This is a genomic window from Pseudomonas sp., assembly GCF_050739995.1.
In the GTDB taxonomy this organism is placed as follows: Bacteria; Pseudomonadota; Gammaproteobacteria; order Pseudomonadales; family Pseudomonadaceae; genus Aquipseudomonas.
In genome coordinates this window covers 1-15846 of the sequence record NZ_JBOICG010000164.1, presented here as the reverse complement: position 1 = coordinate 15846, position 15846 = coordinate 1, and the positions used below count along the sequence as shown (strand labels likewise).

At 61.0% G+C, this 15846-nt stretch carries 9 protein-coding genes and 1 pseudogene; 9 read left to right on the top strand and 1 reads right to left on the bottom strand.

Going from position 1 to position 15846, the window contains the following annotated elements; genetic code table 11:
* Positions 1-97 precede the first annotated feature (97 nt).
* Entirely contained in the window at positions 98-2560 is a 2463-nt protein-coding gene (locus ACRESD_RS05835; protein ID WP_431750059.1) for a penicillin-binding protein 1A, read from the bottom strand.
* Positions 2561-2780: 220 nt separating this feature from the next.
* Here ACRESD_RS05835 and pilM point away from each other — a divergent pair, with 220 nt between their 5' ends.
* From pilM to ACRESD_RS05790, 9 genes and pseudogenes are all read left to right on the top strand, one after another.
* Complete coding sequence (gene pilM, locus ACRESD_RS05830; protein WP_431750058.1) at positions 2781-3437, top strand: type IV pilus assembly protein PilM; 657 nt, start codon at positions 2781-2783, stop codon at positions 3435-3437.
* Positions 3434-3985 carry a PilN domain-containing protein gene (locus ACRESD_RS05825; RefSeq protein WP_431750057.1) on the top strand — a complete coding sequence of 184 codons (552 nt, stop codon included), beginning with the start codon at positions 3434-3436 and terminating at the stop codon, positions 3983-3985. Before pilM ends, ACRESD_RS05825 begins: the two co-directional genes overlap by 4 nt.
* Complete coding sequence (locus tag ACRESD_RS05820) at positions 3982-4944, top strand: pilus assembly protein PilP (protein WP_431750056.1); 963 nt, start codon at positions 3982-3984, stop codon at positions 4942-4944. Before ACRESD_RS05825 ends, ACRESD_RS05820 begins: the two co-directional genes overlap by 4 nt.
* A 138-nt stretch (positions 4945-5082) precedes the next feature.
* Positions 5083-6339: pseudogene (locus tag ACRESD_RS05815) on the top strand (type IV pilus secretin PilQ); the annotation flags it as partial.
* A gap of 4 nt (positions 6340-6343) precedes the next feature.
* Positions 6344-6862, top strand: a complete 519-nt coding sequence (gene aroK / locus ACRESD_RS05810; RefSeq protein ID WP_071482666.1) for a shikimate kinase AroK — start codon at positions 6344-6346, stop codon at positions 6860-6862.
* A gap of 124 nt (positions 6863-6986) precedes the next feature.
* Positions 6987-8087 (top strand): 3-dehydroquinate synthase, encoded by a 1101-nt coding sequence (aroB, locus tag ACRESD_RS05805; protein ID WP_431750055.1) that lies wholly within the window; start codon positions 6987-6989, stop codon positions 8085-8087.
* Positions 8088-8097: 10 nt separating this feature from the next.
* Entirely contained in the window at positions 8098-9663 is a 1566-nt protein-coding gene (locus ACRESD_RS05800; RefSeq protein ID WP_431750054.1) for an SPOR domain-containing protein, read from the top strand.
* 354 nt (positions 9664-10017) lie between these two features.
* Positions 10018-14463 carry a glutamate synthase large subunit gene (gene gltB / locus ACRESD_RS05795; protein WP_431750053.1) on the top strand — a complete coding sequence of 1482 codons (4446 nt, stop codon included), beginning with the start codon at positions 10018-10020 and terminating at the stop codon, positions 14461-14463.
* Between the two features lie 32 nt (positions 14464-14495).
* Positions 14496-15846, top strand: a 1351-nt coding sequence (locus ACRESD_RS05790) for an FAD-dependent oxidoreductase (RefSeq protein ID WP_431750052.1), incomplete at its 3' end; no start/stop codon positions are given.

The following is a 15846-nucleotide window of genomic DNA, read 5'->3' as shown; positions in this document are numbered from 1 at the left end:
CCCCAAAAACTGACACTTCGTTCTAACTGGAGAAACTCGATGCCTGGATTGGGGCGGCTTCGCCACCCAGCGCGGGGCAAGCCCGCTCACTACAGGGTCAGAACAGGTCGATCGGCGCCCCTTCATCTGCCGGCAGCGGGCTGCCCGGTGCAACGCCATTGCCCAGCTCGTTGACCGACGGCGGCGTGTCTTCGCTCTTGAACAGTTCGAAGTAAGCATTCGGCGTGCTAGGCGAGGCCGCGCGGCCACTGACCGGGTCGATCCGCAGGCTCAGGATGCCTTCCGGTTCCGGCTGGGTGTGCAGTGGCTTGTCTTTCAAGGCCGCGCCCATGTAGCTCATCCAGATCGGCAGCGCGACGGTGCCGCCGAACTCGCGGCGGCCCAGGCTTTCCGGCTGGTCGTAGCCGGTCCACACGGTGGTCACGTAGTCGGCGTTATAGCCGGAGAACCAGGCGTCCTTGGACTCGTTGGTGGTACCGGTCTTGCCCGCGATATCCGCACGGCCCAGGGCCAATGCGCGGCGGCCGGTGCCCTTCTTGATCACGTCCTCAAGGATGCTGTTGAGGATGTAAGTGGTACGGCCATCCACTACGCGCGGTGCAACGGCAGGCGCTTGAGGTTCGGTCGGTGCGGTGGTGCTGGCGACGGGCGCTGTGCCTGGGGTTGGCTCGACAGTGATGCCACCATTGCCCGGTGCAGCGATGCCGTCAGGGGCGGCTACGCCGTTGACCACATCACCCGGCACCCGTGGTGGGTTGGCGGTGAACAGGGTTTCGCCATTGCGGCTTTCGACCTTGTCGATCAGGTACGGCGTGATCTTGTAGCCGCCGTTGGCAAAGGTGCTCCAGCCAGTGGCGATCTCCATTGGCGTGAGGGTGGCGGTGCCCAGGGCCAGGGACAGGTTTGGCGGCAGGTCCGACTTGTTGAAGCCAAAGCGCGTGATGTAGTCGATAGTCTTGCCGACGCCCATCGCTTGCAGCAGGCGAATCGATACGAGGTTGCGCGACTTGTACAACGCTTCGCGCACGCGGATCGGGCCGAGGAACGTATTGGTGTCGTTCTTCGGGCGCCAGACCTTGTCCAGGTACTCATCGACGAACACGATCGGTGCGTCGTTGACCAGGCTTGCGGCGGTGTAGCCATTGTCCAGCGCGGCGCTGTAGATGAATGGCTTGAAGCTCGAGCCCGGCTGGCGCTTGGCCTGGATGGCGCGGTTGTAGTTGCTCTGCTCGAAGGCAAAGCCGCCGACCAAGGCACGGATCGCACCGTTCTGCGGGTCGAGGGAGACCAGGGCGCCCTGTGCCACCGGCACTTGGCTGAATTTGAGACTGTCATCCTTCTGGCGCTGCACGCGGATCAAGTCACCCACCTGCGCCACGTCCGACGGCTGCTTGGGCATCGGGCCCATGCTGTTGGTGTTCAGGAACGGGCGTGCCCATTTCATGCTGTCCCAAGCCACGTGCGCTTCGCCGGTGCGAGTCAGCACTTGCACGCCATCTTTCTTCACCTGGGTGACGATGGCCGGTTCCAGGCCACTGATCGAGCGCTGCTTGCCCAGCTCTGCAGTCCAGGCACTCAGGGTCTTGCCGGGCAGGCGTGACTCGGGGCCACGGTAGCCGTGACGCTGGTCATAAGTAATCAGGCCCTCGTGCACCGAGTGGTTGGCAATTTCCTGCAAGTTGCTCGGAACCGTCGTGGTGACACGGAAACCTTCGGTATAGGCGTCGCTGCCATAGCGACCGACCATCTCGGCGCGGGCCATTTCGGCGATGTATGGCGCATTCACTTCCGGCGTCGGCACGTGATAGCTGGCGTTCAGCGGCTCGGCCACGGCACTTTCGTAGGCGGCCTGGTCGATCTTGCCCAGCTTGTACATGCGGCCCAGGATCCAGTCGCGGCGCTCTTTGCTGCGCGCCGGGTTGGCCAGCGGGTTGAAGCGCGACGGGGCCTTCGGCAGGCCGGCAATCATGGCCATCTGCGCGAGGCTGGCATCACGAATCGACTTGCCGTAGTAGACCTGGGACGCCGCCTCGATCCCGTAGGCGCGGTTGCCCAGGTAGATCTTGTTCACGTACAGCTCAAGGATCTCGTCCTTGGTCAGCTGACGCTCGATTTGCAAGGCCAGGAGGATCTCGGTGGCCTTGCGCGAAAAGCTGCGTTCGCTGGTGAGGAAGAAGTTCTTCGCCACTTGCATGGTGATGGTGCTGCCGCCTGACTGGATGTGCCCGCTTTTTACCAATTGTGTGGCTGCACGCACCAGGCTGCTGGGGTCGACACCGTAGTGGTTGGCGAAATTATCGTCTTCGGCGGACAACAGCGCACTGATGAAATTGGGTGGAATATCGGCGAAACGGATCGGTGTGCGGCGCATTTCGCCGAACTCCGCGATCAGTTTTTCATCGCTGCTGTAGACCCGCAAAGGAATCTGCAACTGGATACTTCTGAGCGCCTCTACGGAGGGCAAACCCGGACTAAGGTAGAGGTAGGCACCGCTGAGTACGAGCAGCAGCCCGCAGACAATCGCGACAATGGAGTACCCGAAAAACTTCAGCAGACGAATCAAGGCTTTTGGATTTCCAGAGAAAAGAATGGGTTACGCGTCGGGGCATGCATGGCAAGCGATGGATCGACCCGAGCTGCAGATAAAAAGCGGGAAAAAACGCTGGGCATTAAAGCATTTTCGGCTTGGGGCGTCATTCGCGCCACTCAAACAAGTCGACCGAATGCACGACGGCCGGCGGCAATCAGGCGGTATGACAGGTAAAGTTTTAGGGAGTTTTATGAGAAAAGGATTTTTCAGGCGAAAAACCGACAGCGTTCTGGGTGTCGATATTCATGAGGCCGGTATCAAGCTGATCGAACTGGGCCGTTCGGCCACTGGGTATACCGTCGAGGGTTATGCCACGCAGGGGCTGTCATCCCATGCCGTGGTCGATGGCACATTGCTGGATGTCGAGGGGATAGGGCAGGCGCTGCGTCAAGCGCACGCACGGTTGCGTACATCGGCTCGCCAGGCAGCGGTGGCCGTGGTTGGGCCCTCGGTCATCACGCGGGTGATCGAAATGGACGCGGGGCTCAGCGATGAGGAGATGGTCTGGATGATCCAGATGGAGGCCGACCAGTACATTCCCTATCCATTGGATGATGTGGCCATCGACTTTCAAGTCCGCGGCCCTTCGATTCAGGACCCGCGCAGGGTCGAAGTATTATTGGCCGCCTGCCTCAAGGAACAGGTCGAGGCCCGCGCCGCGGTTTTGGCCCTTGCCGGGCTTGTCCCGCAGGTGGTGGACATCGAGGGGTTTGCATTGGAGCGCGCGAGCCGTCAGGATTTTGCCAGCTTCACGCCGGGTCATCGAGTCGATGGCGCACAATGGGCGGTGGATGCCCAGGAGATGGGAGTGGCTTGCGGGTTGGCCCTGAGGAGTTTCGCTGGATGACACGAATCAATCTTTTGCCTTGGCGCGAGGCGCTGGTGCAACGGCGGCGCAAATATTTCCTGATGCTGCTCCTGGCGTTCGCCGGTGTGGCACTCGCTGCGGTGTGGCTGGCTGATCAGGTGATCGATCAGGCGATAGACCGGCAAGTGGCGCGTAATCATCACTTGGGCAAGGAAGTCGCCGTCCAGGATTCGCGCATCAAGACCATCGACGACCTGCAGGAGCGAAGCCAGCAGTTGGCAGAGCGCATGAAGGTTGTGCAGGACCTGCATGACACCCGTTCTACCAGTGCCCAGTTGTTTGATCAGTTGGCGCGCGCAGTGCCTGATGGCGTCCGGCTGCACGAGGTGCTGGCGGAAGGCGATACCGTCAGCGTCAGCGGCAGTGCTGAAACCAGCGAGGACATCGCCCGGTTGATGCGCCGCCTTGAAGCCTCGCAGGGCACCCACGCAACGCGGCTCCAGCGTGTGCGTACGGACGCTGGGAGCGGCGACAATGAGTTCCAGTTGATGGTGCGTCAGGGGGAATCCACCGAGGCGCAACCATGAGCCTGCCCAGGCTCGACTTTTCCGCACTCACCTACAACGCTGCAACATGGCCCTGGCCTGGCAAGGTTCTGCTCGCCTGCGCGTTGGCCTGCCTGATGATGGTGGTGGGAGAAGCCTGGTACCTGAGCCCGTCGCGGGAGCGATTGCACGTAGTTGAAGCTCGGGAAGTGGCACTGCAACAACAGCTTGCGCAAAGAGCTGATGTGGCTGCCAGCCTTGAAGCGCGTACCCGCCAGTTCGGGGTGATGGAGCAGCAAGCTGCGGGGCTGTTAGGGCGTATTTCCGGCCAGTCCGAGGTGCCTGCGTTTCTTGAGGACATTACTCGTCTGGCGGCGGCCAATGGGCTGGTGGTGGAGGGCATCACGGTCTTGGATGAGCAGCCGCGGTCGTTTCTCATTGAACAACCCGTGCAGATAGGGGCTAGTGGGGTTTACCACGACCTTGCGATGTTTGTGGCGGCCTTGGGCGGGCTGTCGAGGATCGTGACTGTGCATGATGTTGCGCTTCGACCGGATGGCGCCTTGCTGCATCTCAATCTGTTGGCTAAAACCTATCGCCGCGACTCGCCTCGCGGGCAGGCAATCGACCCTGGGGCGCGCTTTGCCGACGACTCATCATCCCGGCGTGATCCGTTCCAGCCATTTGCTTTGCAGGTTGAACGGGTACTTGGCAGGCCGGCGCTTGCGCCTGATCCCACCCGTATCAGGGGGAAGCTGGAAGGTCTGGCTACCGATCAGTTCGAAATGGTCGGCACATTGTCCCGCGGTGGGCAGGTCTTTGCCTTGCTGCGTGCGGCATCAGAGGTCTATCGGCTGGCGGTAGGCGACTACCTGGGGCCGAATCATGGCCGGGTCAACGCTATTCATGACGGCCACATCGAACTGGTCGAGCTGTTCCCCGATGAACAGGGTGCATGGCTGGAGCGCCCGCGAACCCTGAAGCTGAACGTCAACTCATAACGGAATCAATCAATGAAAAGGACTTTCTCGTCCTTCGGTGTGGCGCTATGGATAGCGTTCACGGCACCGATGGCTGCTGCTGTGCCCAATCGCCTGGACCTGATCCAGCTGCCGCCTCCTGATGGCGTGGTGGCGGGGGCGTACTCCGGCGAAAAGCTGAATCTGAATTTCCAGAACATCGAGCTGCGCGCAGTGTTGCAGCAAATCGCTGATATCGCGGGCCTCAACCTAGTCGCCAGCGATGAGGTGCAGGGTTCGATTACCTTGCGGCTCAAGGACGTACCCTGGGATCAGGCGCTGGACTTGGTGCTGCACACCAAAGGCTTGGATAAGCGGCTCAAAGCCGGTGTATTGCTGGTCGCCCCAGCCGACGAATTGGCTGCTCGCGAGTTGCTGACGTTGGAGTCGCGCAAGCAGATGGCCGAGCTGGCGCCCTTGCGTCGGGAGTTGTTGCAGGTCAACTACGCCAAGGCGGCGGACCTGGCCAAGTTGTTCCAATCCGTCAACGGGCTTGAAGGCACCACCGATGAGCGCGGCTCGGTAGCGGTGGACGACCGCACCAACAACATCATCGCCTATCAGACTGGGGAGCGGCTGGAGGAACTGCGGCGAATCGTGGCGCAACTGGACATTCCTGTGCGGCAGGTGATGATCGAGGCGCGCATCGTCGAGGCCAATGTCGATTACGACAAAAGCCTGGGCGTGCGTTGGGGTGGTGGGCTGAACCGGGGTAATTGGAGCGCTGGCGGTATTCGCAAACCGCTGCCTGAAGGCGCGGAGCTACCGGAAAACCCGCCCAGCTCACCCTTTGTCGACTTGGGTTCACTGACGGGCACGTCAGGCCTGGGCATCGCCTATATCAGCGACAATCTGTTGCTGGATCTTGAACTGACTGCCATGGAAAAAACCGGCAACGGTGAAATCGTCTCGCAACCCAAAGTGGTCACCGCCGACAAAGAAACCGCGCGCATCCTCAAAGGCACCGAGATCCCCTATCAGGAATCCAGTTCCAGTGGCGCTACATCGGTGTCGTTCAAGGAGGCTTCGTTATCCCTGGAAGTGACCCCGCAAATCACTCCCGACGACCGGGTCATCATGGAGGTCAAAGTCACCAAGGATGAGCCTGACTACCTGAACAAACTCAACGACGTGCCACCGATCAAGAAAAACGAGGTGAATGCCAAGGTGCTGGTCAAGGATGGCGAGACCATTGTTATCGGTGGGGTTTTCTCCAATACCCAAAGCAAAGTGGTAGATAAAGTGCCATTTTTGGGCGATGTGCCGTATCTTGGCCGACTTTTCCGGCGCGATGTGCTGGCGGAGAAAAAATCCGAGCTGCTGGTATTCCTGACTCCGCGTATTATGAATAACCAGGCGATTGCTGTGAGTCGTTGATTCTGTGCGAAATTTGATTCTTGTAGGACCGATGGGCGCTGGAAAAAGCACCATCGGCCGTTTGCTGGCCAAAGAGCTGCGCCTGCCGTTCAAAGATTCCGACAAGGAAATTGAATTGCGCACGGGCGCCAATATCCCATGGATCTTCGATAAGGAAGGCGAACTGGGCTTTCGCGACCGCGAGCAGGCGATGATTGCCGAGCTATGCGGCTGCGACGGCGTGGTATTGGCCACCGGCGGTGGCGCAGTGATGCGCGATGAGAACCGTCGGGCGCTGCATGCCGGTGGTCGGGTGGTCTATCTGCATGCCTCAGTGGAGCAGCAGGTTGGCCGCACTGCCCGTGACCGCAATCGCCCATTACTGCGCACCGCCGACCCGGCAAAGACCCTGCGGGATCTGTTGGCGCTGCGCGATCCGCTCTACCGGGAAATCGCTGATCTGGTGGTGGAAACCGATGAACGGCCACCCCGGATGGTAGTTCTCGACATTCTTGAGCGCCTGCAACAGCTGCCACCCCGTTAAAGCCAGGCCCGAAATGCGCTATTCTCGGCGGCGCGCCATTTTCCTACGGAGTGTGGCGTAGAGCCATCAGGCGACGTCAGATCTTGACGTTACCGGTCGTCAATACATCTCAACGCGGGGACACATGCAGACACTTAAGGTCGATCTAGGCGAGCGCAGCTACCCGATCCACATCGGCGAAGGTTTGTTGGACCAGCCCGAATTGCTCGCACCGCATATTGCCGGGCGGCAAGTGGCGATCATCTCCAATGAAACGGTCGCGCCACTGTATCTTGAGCGTCTGAGCCGCAGCCTGGCGGCTTACTCGGTGATCTCTGTGATCTTGCCTGACGGCGAAGCCCACAAGAACTGGGAAACCCTGCAACTGATCTTTGATGGCCTGCTCACTGCGCGTCATGACCGCCGTACCACCGTTATCGCCCTGGGCGGCGGTGTCATCGGGGACATGGCCGGCTTTGCAGCCGCTTGCTACCAGCGCGGCGTGGACTTTATCCAGGTACCGACCACCTTGCTGTCCCAGGTCGACTCGTCGGTGGGTGGCAAGACCGGAATCAACCATCCGCTGGGCAAGAACATGGTCGGCGCGTTCTATCAGCCGAATGCCGTGCTGATCGACACTGCCACGCTGAACACCCTGCCGCCGCGTGAACTGTCCGCCGGTCTGGCGGAAGTCATCAAGTACGGGCTGATCTGCGACGAGCCATTCCTGACCTGGCTGGAAGAGCACGTCGATGCACTGCGCAATCTTGATCAAGCGGCATTGACCGAAGCGATATCCCGCTCCTGCGCCGCCAAGGCGTTGGTGGTGAATGCCGACGAACGGGAGTCCGGCGTGCGGGCCACCTTGAACCTGGGTCACACCTTCGGCCATGCGATCGAAACGCACATGGGCTATGGTGTGTGGTTGCACGGGGAGGCCGTAGCTGCTGGCACGGTGATGGCGTTAGAAATGTCACAACGCTTGGGCTGGATCACTGCCCAGGAGCGTGATCGTGGCATCCGCCTGTTCCAGCGTGCGGGTTTGCCGGTCATTCCGCCTGAGGAGATGACCGAGGCGGATTTCCTCGAACATATGGCAATAGACAAGAAAGTGATCGACGGTCGACTGCGACTGGTACTGCTGCGCCACATGGGCGAAGCGGTAGTGACCGACGATTATCCGAAAGAGATTTTACAGGCCACGCTGGGAGCGGATTACCGCGCCCTGGCCCAGCTTAAAGGTTAATAAGATCCCGATGACTAGTTTGCATGCCGACGAGGCGTTCCTCGGCCATTTCCAGCTCAGCCACGACCCATTTGCTCCGCGGGTGCCTGGCTTCAAATTCTTCCCGGCGCAGCGCAAGCCGGTACTCGGCCAACTGCATCACCTGGCGCGGTACAGCCAGCTGTTGCTGGTGGTGACCGGCCCGCTGGGCAGCGGCAAGACCTTGCTGCGCCAGGCACTGGTGGCCAGCACCAACAAGCAATCGGTGCAGAGCGTGGTTGTGTCGGCCCGTGGTGCCGGTGATGCGGCGGGCGTGCTGCGCCAAGTGGCCCAGGCGCTGGACGTCTCCACCGCCGAGCCGAACGCGATTCTCAAGCAAGTGGTGCAGCTGGGGCTGACGGGCCAGGAAGTCTACCTGCTGGTGGATGACGCCGAGCAGCTCGACGAATCTGCCCTGGAAGCGCTGCTGGCGCTGGCGGCGGGCACGCCGGAAGGTCGCCCGCACGTATTCCTGTTCGGTGAGTCGTCGATGATCGCCGATCTGGAGCAGATCAGTGGCGACCAGGAACTGTTCCACGTCATCGAATTGCAGCCGTACGAAGAAGAAGAAACCCGCGAATACCTGGCTCAGCGCCTGGAAGGCGCAGGGGCGGGTATCGAACTTTTCTCCGCCCAGCAGATCTCTGATATTCACGAAAGCTCCGACGGCTGGCCTGGCACCATCAACCAGGTTGCCCGCGATGCAATGATCGAAGCCATGATTGCCAGCCGCTCTGCGGTGAAGCGTCCAAAGATGGGGTTCACTATGCCTAAGAAGCACGTATTGGCTATTTCCGCGGTTGTCGTGGTTGCTGTAGCCGCCGCCTGGTTGATCCCGGGTCGCAGCAAAGCGCCTACCACTGCCGGCGCGCCGACCGAACAGGCGCAGTTGCCATTGGGCAAACCCACGCCGAACGTCGAATTTGCCAACTCCGGCCAACCGACCAACCTGCCGATGGTCGGCCAGCCTGTCATGCGCGGCCCGCTCGCCGAAGAGGCCGGTGGCATCTCCGAAGGCGACGATGGCGTGCCGGTGGAAGGCTCCAGCGCCACACCACCGACCGTGACCACCACTGCGCCGCCTGCAGGCGTACCAGCGGGTCAGCCGGCTGCGGTTGCCAAGCCGATCCCGGCACCGACCGTTGCCACCGCCAAGCCAGCCCCTGTGGCAAAGCCTGTGGCACCGGCTCCAGTCGCCAAGCCTGCACCTGTCGCCAAGCCGGTTGAAAAGCCAGCTGCCACCGTTGCCAAGGCCGCTCCAGCCGCCGCTGGTAGTAGCTGGTACACCAGCCAGCCAGCTGGTCATTTCGTCGTGCAGATCCTGGGTACCAGTTCCGAAGCCAACGCCCAGGCGTTCGTGAAAGAGCAGGGCGGCGAGTACCGTTATTTCAAGAAAGTGCTCAACGGCAAGCCTCTCTACGTGATTACCTACGGCAGCTTCTCCAGCCGTGCAGCAGCCGATTCTGCGATCAAAACCTTGCCAGCGAAGGTTCAGGCTGGTAAACCTTGGCCTCGCACTGTTGCCAGCGTTCAACAAGAACTGGCAGCAACTCGCTGAAGATCCGGCGGCCTTACCCAGGCCGCCCTCCCGGCACCTCAAAAAATAACCGCAAGTGCGTGCAGTCCCCCAAGGACCGCGCGCTTTGTGGTGTCTGCGTCACAGTAGCTTTTGAGTCGATGCGGTCAGAATTAAAAAAGTTTTGACTAGCACAGCATATCGCTTTAAACCTTTCATAAATGCGACATAGATTTGCGACATTTCGTCGCTAAATTTGTGAGCGTCTGTGTCGGTGTGTACAATGACCTCCCTTTTGCCCCCGCTAAGCCGGCGTACGTTCGGCGTGGAAGGTAACCGGTTGAATTGAAAAGAAATTTGCCTCGATATAAGAGGCAGCCTGGTGAGAAAGTGTCTATGAAAGCAGGTCTGTACCAACCCGATGAATTCAAGGATAACTGCGGTTTCGGCCTGATAGCCCACATGCAGGGCCAGCCCAGTCATACCCTTTTGCAAACGGCCATCGAGGCCCTGACCTGCATGACCCACCGCGGTGGGATCAACGCCGACGGCAAGACCGGTGACGGTTGTGGCTTGCTGATTCAAAAGCCCGACCAGTTCCTGCGCGCTGTCGCAAAAGAGCAATTTGCAGTCGACCTGCCCAAGCAATATGCCGTGGGCATGGTGTTCTTCAACCAGGACCCGGTCAAAGCCGAAGCCGCTCGTGAGAACATGAACCGCGAGATCCTGGCTGCCGGCCTGCAACTCGTTGGCTGGCGCAAAGTGCCAATCGACACCAGCGTGCTCGGCCGCCTGGCCTTGGAGCGCCTGCCGCAGATCGAACAAGTGTTCATCGCAGGCGACGGCCTGAGCGACCAGGACATGGCGATCAAGCTGTTCACCTCCCGTCGTCGCTCGTCGGTATCCAACGCCGCCGACACCGACCACTACATCTGTAGCTTTTCTCACAAGACCATCATCTATAAAGGCCTGATGATGCCGGCGGACCTCACCGCCTTCTATCCAGACCTGAGCGATGAGCGCCTGCAAACCGCAATCTGCGTGTTCCACCAGCGCTTCTCCACCAACACCCTGCCGAAATGGCCGTTGGCCCAGCCATTCCGCTTCCTCGCCCACAACGGCGAGATCAACACCATTACCGGCAACCGCAACTGGGCCGTGGCTCGTCGTACCAAGTTCGCCAACGACCTGATGGACCTGGAAGAACTCGGCCCGCTGGTCAACCGCGTAGGTTCCGACTCCTCGAGCATGGACAACATGCTCGAGCTGATGGTCACCGGCGGCATCGACCTCTTCCGTGGCGTGCGCATGATCATTCCGCCTGCGTGGCAGAACGTCGAAACCATGGACCCGGACCTGCGTGCGTTCTACGAGTACAACTCGATGCACATGGAACCGTGGGACGGCCCGGCCGGCGTGGTCATGACCGACGGCCGCTATGCGGTGTGCCTGCTCGACCGCAACGGCCTGCGCCCGGCGCGTTGGGTCACCACCACCAATGGTTTCATCACTCTGGCGTCGGAAATCGGCGTGTGGGACTACAAGCCCGAAGACGTCATCGCCAAAGGCCGCGTAGGCCCTGGGCAGATCCTGGCCGTGGACACCGAAACCGGGCAGATCCTCGACACCGACGCGATCGACAACCGCTTGAAGTCTCGTCATCCGTACAAGCAATGGCTGCGCAAGAATGCCCTGCGCATCCAGGCGACCATGGAAGACAACGACCACGGTTCGGCTTTCTATGACGTTGACCAGCTCAAGCAATACATGAAGATGTACCAGGTCACGTTCGAAGAGCGCGACCAGGTACTGCGTCCGCTCGGCGAGCAAGGCTACGAGGCCGTCGGCTCCATGGGCGACGACACGCCGATGGCCGTGCTGTCCCAGCGCGTGCGCACGCCGTACGACTACTTCCGCCAGCAGTTCGCCCAGGTGACCAACCCACCGATCGACCCGCTGCGCGAAGCCATCGTGATGTCGTTGGAGGTGTGCCTCGGTGCCGAGCGCAACATCTTCCAGGAATCGCCGGAGCATGCCTCCCGCGTAATCCTCAGCTCGCCGGTAGTGTCCCCGGCCAAGTGGCGCTCGCTGATGACCCTGGACCGCCCAGGCTTCGACCGCCAGATCATCGACCTGAACTACGACGAGAGCCTCGGCCTTGAAGCCGCGGTACGCAATGTCGCCGACCAGGCCGAAGAAGCCGTGCGCGCCGGTCGTACCCAGATCGTGTTGACCGACCGCCACATTGCTCCAGGCAAGCTGCCGATCCATGCCTCGCTGGCGACTGGCGCGGTGCACCACCGGTTGACCGAAAAGGGCCTGCGCTGCGACTCCAACATCCTCGTGGAAACCGCCACCGCCCGTGACCCGCACCACTTCGCGGTGCTGATCGGTTTCGGCGCCTCGGCGGTGTATCCGTTCCTGGCCTATGAAGTACTGGGCGACCTGATCCGTACCGGTGAAGTGCTGGGCGACCTCTATGAGGTGTTCAAGAACTACCGTAAGGGCATCACCAAGGGGTTGCTGAAGATCCTATCGAAGATGGGCATCTCCACCGTCACGTCCTACCGTGGTGCGCAACTGTTCGAAGCCATCGGCCTGTCCGAAGAAGTCTGCGACCTGAGCTTCCGTGGCGTGCCAAGCCGCATCAAGGGCGCGCGTTTCGTCGACATCGAAGCCGAGCAGAAAGCCCTGGCCGCTGAAGCCTGGAGCGCGCGCAAGCCGATCCAGCAAGGCGGCCTGCTCAAGTTCGTGCACGGTGGCGAATACCACGCGTACAACCCGGACGTGGTGAACACCCTGCAAGCCGCCGTGCAGCAGGGCGACTACGCCAAGTTCAAGGAATACACGAGCCTGGTGGATAACCGCCCGGTGTCGATGATCCGCGACCTGTTCAAGGTGAAGACCCTGGACACGCCGATGGACATCAGCGAAGTCGAGCCGCTGGAGTCGATCCTCAAGCGCTTCGACTCCGCCGGTATCTCCCTGGGCGCCTTGTCGCCTGAGGCCCACGAAGCCTTGGCCGAAGCCATGAACCGCCTGGGTGCGCGTTCCAACTCCGGCGAAGGCGGCGAAGACCCGGCGCGCTACGGCACCATCAAGAGCTCGAAAATCAAGCAGGTCGCCACCGGCCGTTTCGGTGTGACCCCGGAATACCTGGTCAACGCCGAAGTGCTGCAGATCAAGGTCGCCCAGGGTGCCAAACCCGGTGAAGGCGGCCAGCTGCCTGGCGGTAAGGTCAACGGTTTGATCGCCAAGCTGCGTTATGCAGTGCCGGGCGTGACTCTGATCTCGCCACCACCGCACCACGACATCTACTCGATCGAAGACTTGTCGCAGCTGATTTTCGACTTGAAACAAGTCAACCCGCAGGCCCTGGTCTCGGTGAAACTGGTAGCAGAAGCTGGCGTGGGCACCATCGCCGCTGGCGTGGCCAAGGCCTATGCCGACCTGATCACTATCTCCGGCTACGATGGCGGCACCGGCGCTTCGCCGCTGACTTCGATCAAGTACGCCGGCGCACCGTGGGAACTCGGTCTGGCTGAAACCCACCAGACCCTGCGCGGCAACGACCTGCGCGGCAAGGTCCGTGTGCAAACCGACGGCGGCCTGAAAACCGGCCTCGACGTGATCAAGGCCGCGATTCTTGGCGCCGAAAGCTTCGGCTTCGGTACTGCGCCTATGATCGCCCTGGGCTGCAAATACCTGCGTATCTGCCACCTGAACAACTGCGCCACCGGCGTCGCGACTCAGAACGAGAAGCTGCGCAAGGATCATTACATCGGCACCGTCGACATGGTGGTGAACTTCTTCACCTACGTCGCCGAAGAAACCCGTGAGTGGTTGGCCAAGCTGGGCGTGCGTTCGCTGGAGGAGCTGATCGGTCGTACCGACCTGCTGGAAATCCTCGAAGGCCAGACCGCCAAGCAACACCATCTGGACCTGACGCCGTTGCTCGGGAGTGATCACATCCCGGCTGACAAACCGCAGTTTTGTGGTGTCGACCGTAACCCGCCGTTCGACAAAGGCCTGCTGGCCGAGAAGATGGTCGGGATGGCCGCTTCGTCGATCAATGACGCCAGCGGTGGCGAATTCGCTTTGGACATCTGCAACTGCGACCGCTCCATCGGCGCCCGCATCTCCGGCGAAATCGCGCGCAAGCACGGCAACCAGGGCATGGCGAAAGCACCGATCACCTTCCGCTTCAAGGGCACTGCGGGCCAGAGCTTCGGCGTATGGAACGCCGGTGGCCTGCACATGTACCTGGAAGGCGACGCCAACGACTACGTGGGCAAGGGCATGACCGGCGGCAAGCTGGTGATCGTTCCGCCTAAAGGCAGCGTTTACAAGACCCAGGACAGTGCCATCATCGGCAACACCTGCTTGTACGGCGCCACCGGTGGCAAGCTGTTCGCTGCCGGTACGGCCGGTGAGCGTTTCGCCGTGCGTAACTCCGGTGCCCACACCGTGGTGGAAGGCACCGGGGATCACTGCTGCGAGTACATGACCGGGGGCTTTGTCGCGGTACTGGGCAAGACCGGTTACAACTTCGGTTCGGGCATGACCGGCGGTTTCGCCTATGTGCTCGACCAGGACAACACCTTCGTCGACAAGGTCAACCACGAGTTGGTCGAGATCCAGCGGATCAGCGGTGAAGCCATGGAGTCCTACCGGAACCACTTGCAGCACGTGCTGGACGAGTACGTCGAGGAGACCGGCAGCGAATGGGGTCGTAACCTCGCCGAGAACCTCGATGATTACCTGCGTCGTTTCTGGCTGGTCAAGCCCAAGGCTGCCAACCTGAAATCGTTGCTTTCCAGCATCCGTGCCAACCCGCAGTGATATGCGCCTGAAGAGTTTGATGAGGTTTTAACATGGCTGAACGTCTGAATAACGACTTCCAGTTCATCGATGTCGGGCGCAAAGATCCGAAGAAGAAACTGTTGCGTCAACGCAAGAAAGAGTTCGTGGAAATCTACGAACCGTTCAAACCCCAGCACTCGGCCGACCAGGCCCACCGCTGCCTGGGTTGCGGTAACCCGTATTGCGAATGGAAGTGCCCGGTGCACAACTTCATTCCCAACTGGCTGAAGCTGGTGGCCGAGGGCAACATCCTCGCCGCCGCCGAGCTGTCGCACCAGACCAATACCCTGCCGGAAGTGTGCGGCCGGGTGTGCCCGCAGGACCGTCTGTGTGAGGGTGCGTGCACCCTCAACGACGGCTTCGGCGCGGTGACCATCGGTTCGGTGGAGAAGTACATCACCGACACCGCGTTCGCCATGGGCTGGCGCCCGGACATGTCCAAGGTCAAGCCGACCGGCAAGCGCGTCGCCATCATCGGCGCCGGCCCTGCCGGCCTGGGTTGTGCCGACGTATTGGTGCGTGGCGGCGTGACCCCGGTGGTGTTCGATAAGAACCCGGAAATCGGCGGCCTGCTGACCTTCGGCATCCCCGAGTTCAAGCTGGAAAAAACCGTCCTGAGCAACCGTCGTGAAGTGTTCACCGGCATGGGCATCGAGTTCCGCCTGAACACCGAGATCGGCAAAGACGTGACCATGGAGCAACTGCTCGAAGAATACGATGCGGTGTTCATGGGCATGGGCACCTACACCTACATGAAGGGCGGGTTTGCCGGTGAGGACTTGCCGGGTGTGTATGACGCGTTGGACTTCCTGATCGCCAACGTCAACCGCAACCTGGGTTTCGAAAAGTCGCCGGAAGATTTCGTCGACATGAAAGGCAAGAAGGTCGTGGTGCTCGGCGGTGGTGACACCGCGATGGACTGCAACCGCACCTCGATCCGCCAGGGCGCCAAGTCGGTGACCTGTGCCTATCGTCGTGACGAAGCCAACATGCCGGGCTCGCGCAAAGAGGTGAAGAACGCCAAGGAAGAGGGCGTGAAGTTCCTCTACAACCGCCAGCCGATCGCTATCGTCGGTGAAGACCGTGTCGAAGGCGTGAAGGTGGTCGAGACCCGTCTCGGCGAACCGGACGCCCGTGGCCGTCGCAGCCCCGAGCCGATCCCGGGCTCCGAAGAGATCATCCCGGCCGACGCCGTGGTCATCGCCTTTGGCTTCCGCCCAAGCCCGGCGCCGTGGTTCGAGCAGTTCGAGATCCAGACCGAGAGCCAAGGCCGCGTTGTAGCCCCGGAACAAGGCCAGTACAAGCACCAGACCAGCAACCCGAAGATCTTCGCTGGTGGCGACATGGTGCGCGGGTCTGACC

Coding starts and splice junctions, on each gene's coding strand:
- pilM (WP_431750058.1), top strand. CDS start 2,781: ATGAGAAAAGGATTTTTCAGGCGAAAAACCGACAGCGTTCTGGGTGTC.
- ACRESD_RS05825 (WP_431750057.1), top strand. CDS start 3,434: ATGACACGAATCAATCTTTTGCCTTGGCGCGAGGCGCTGGTGCAACGG.
- ACRESD_RS05820 (WP_431750056.1), top strand. CDS start 3,982: ATGAGCCTGCCCAGGCTCGACTTTTCCGCACTCACCTACAACGCTGCA.
- aroB (WP_431750055.1), top strand. CDS start 6,987: ATGCAGACACTTAAGGTCGATCTAGGCGAGCGCAGCTACCCGATCCAC.
- ACRESD_RS05800 (WP_431750054.1), top strand. CDS start 8,098: ATGACTAGTTTGCATGCCGACGAGGCGTTCCTCGGCCATTTCCAGCTC.
- gltB (WP_431750053.1), top strand. CDS start 10,018: ATGAAAGCAGGTCTGTACCAACCCGATGAATTCAAGGATAACTGCGGT.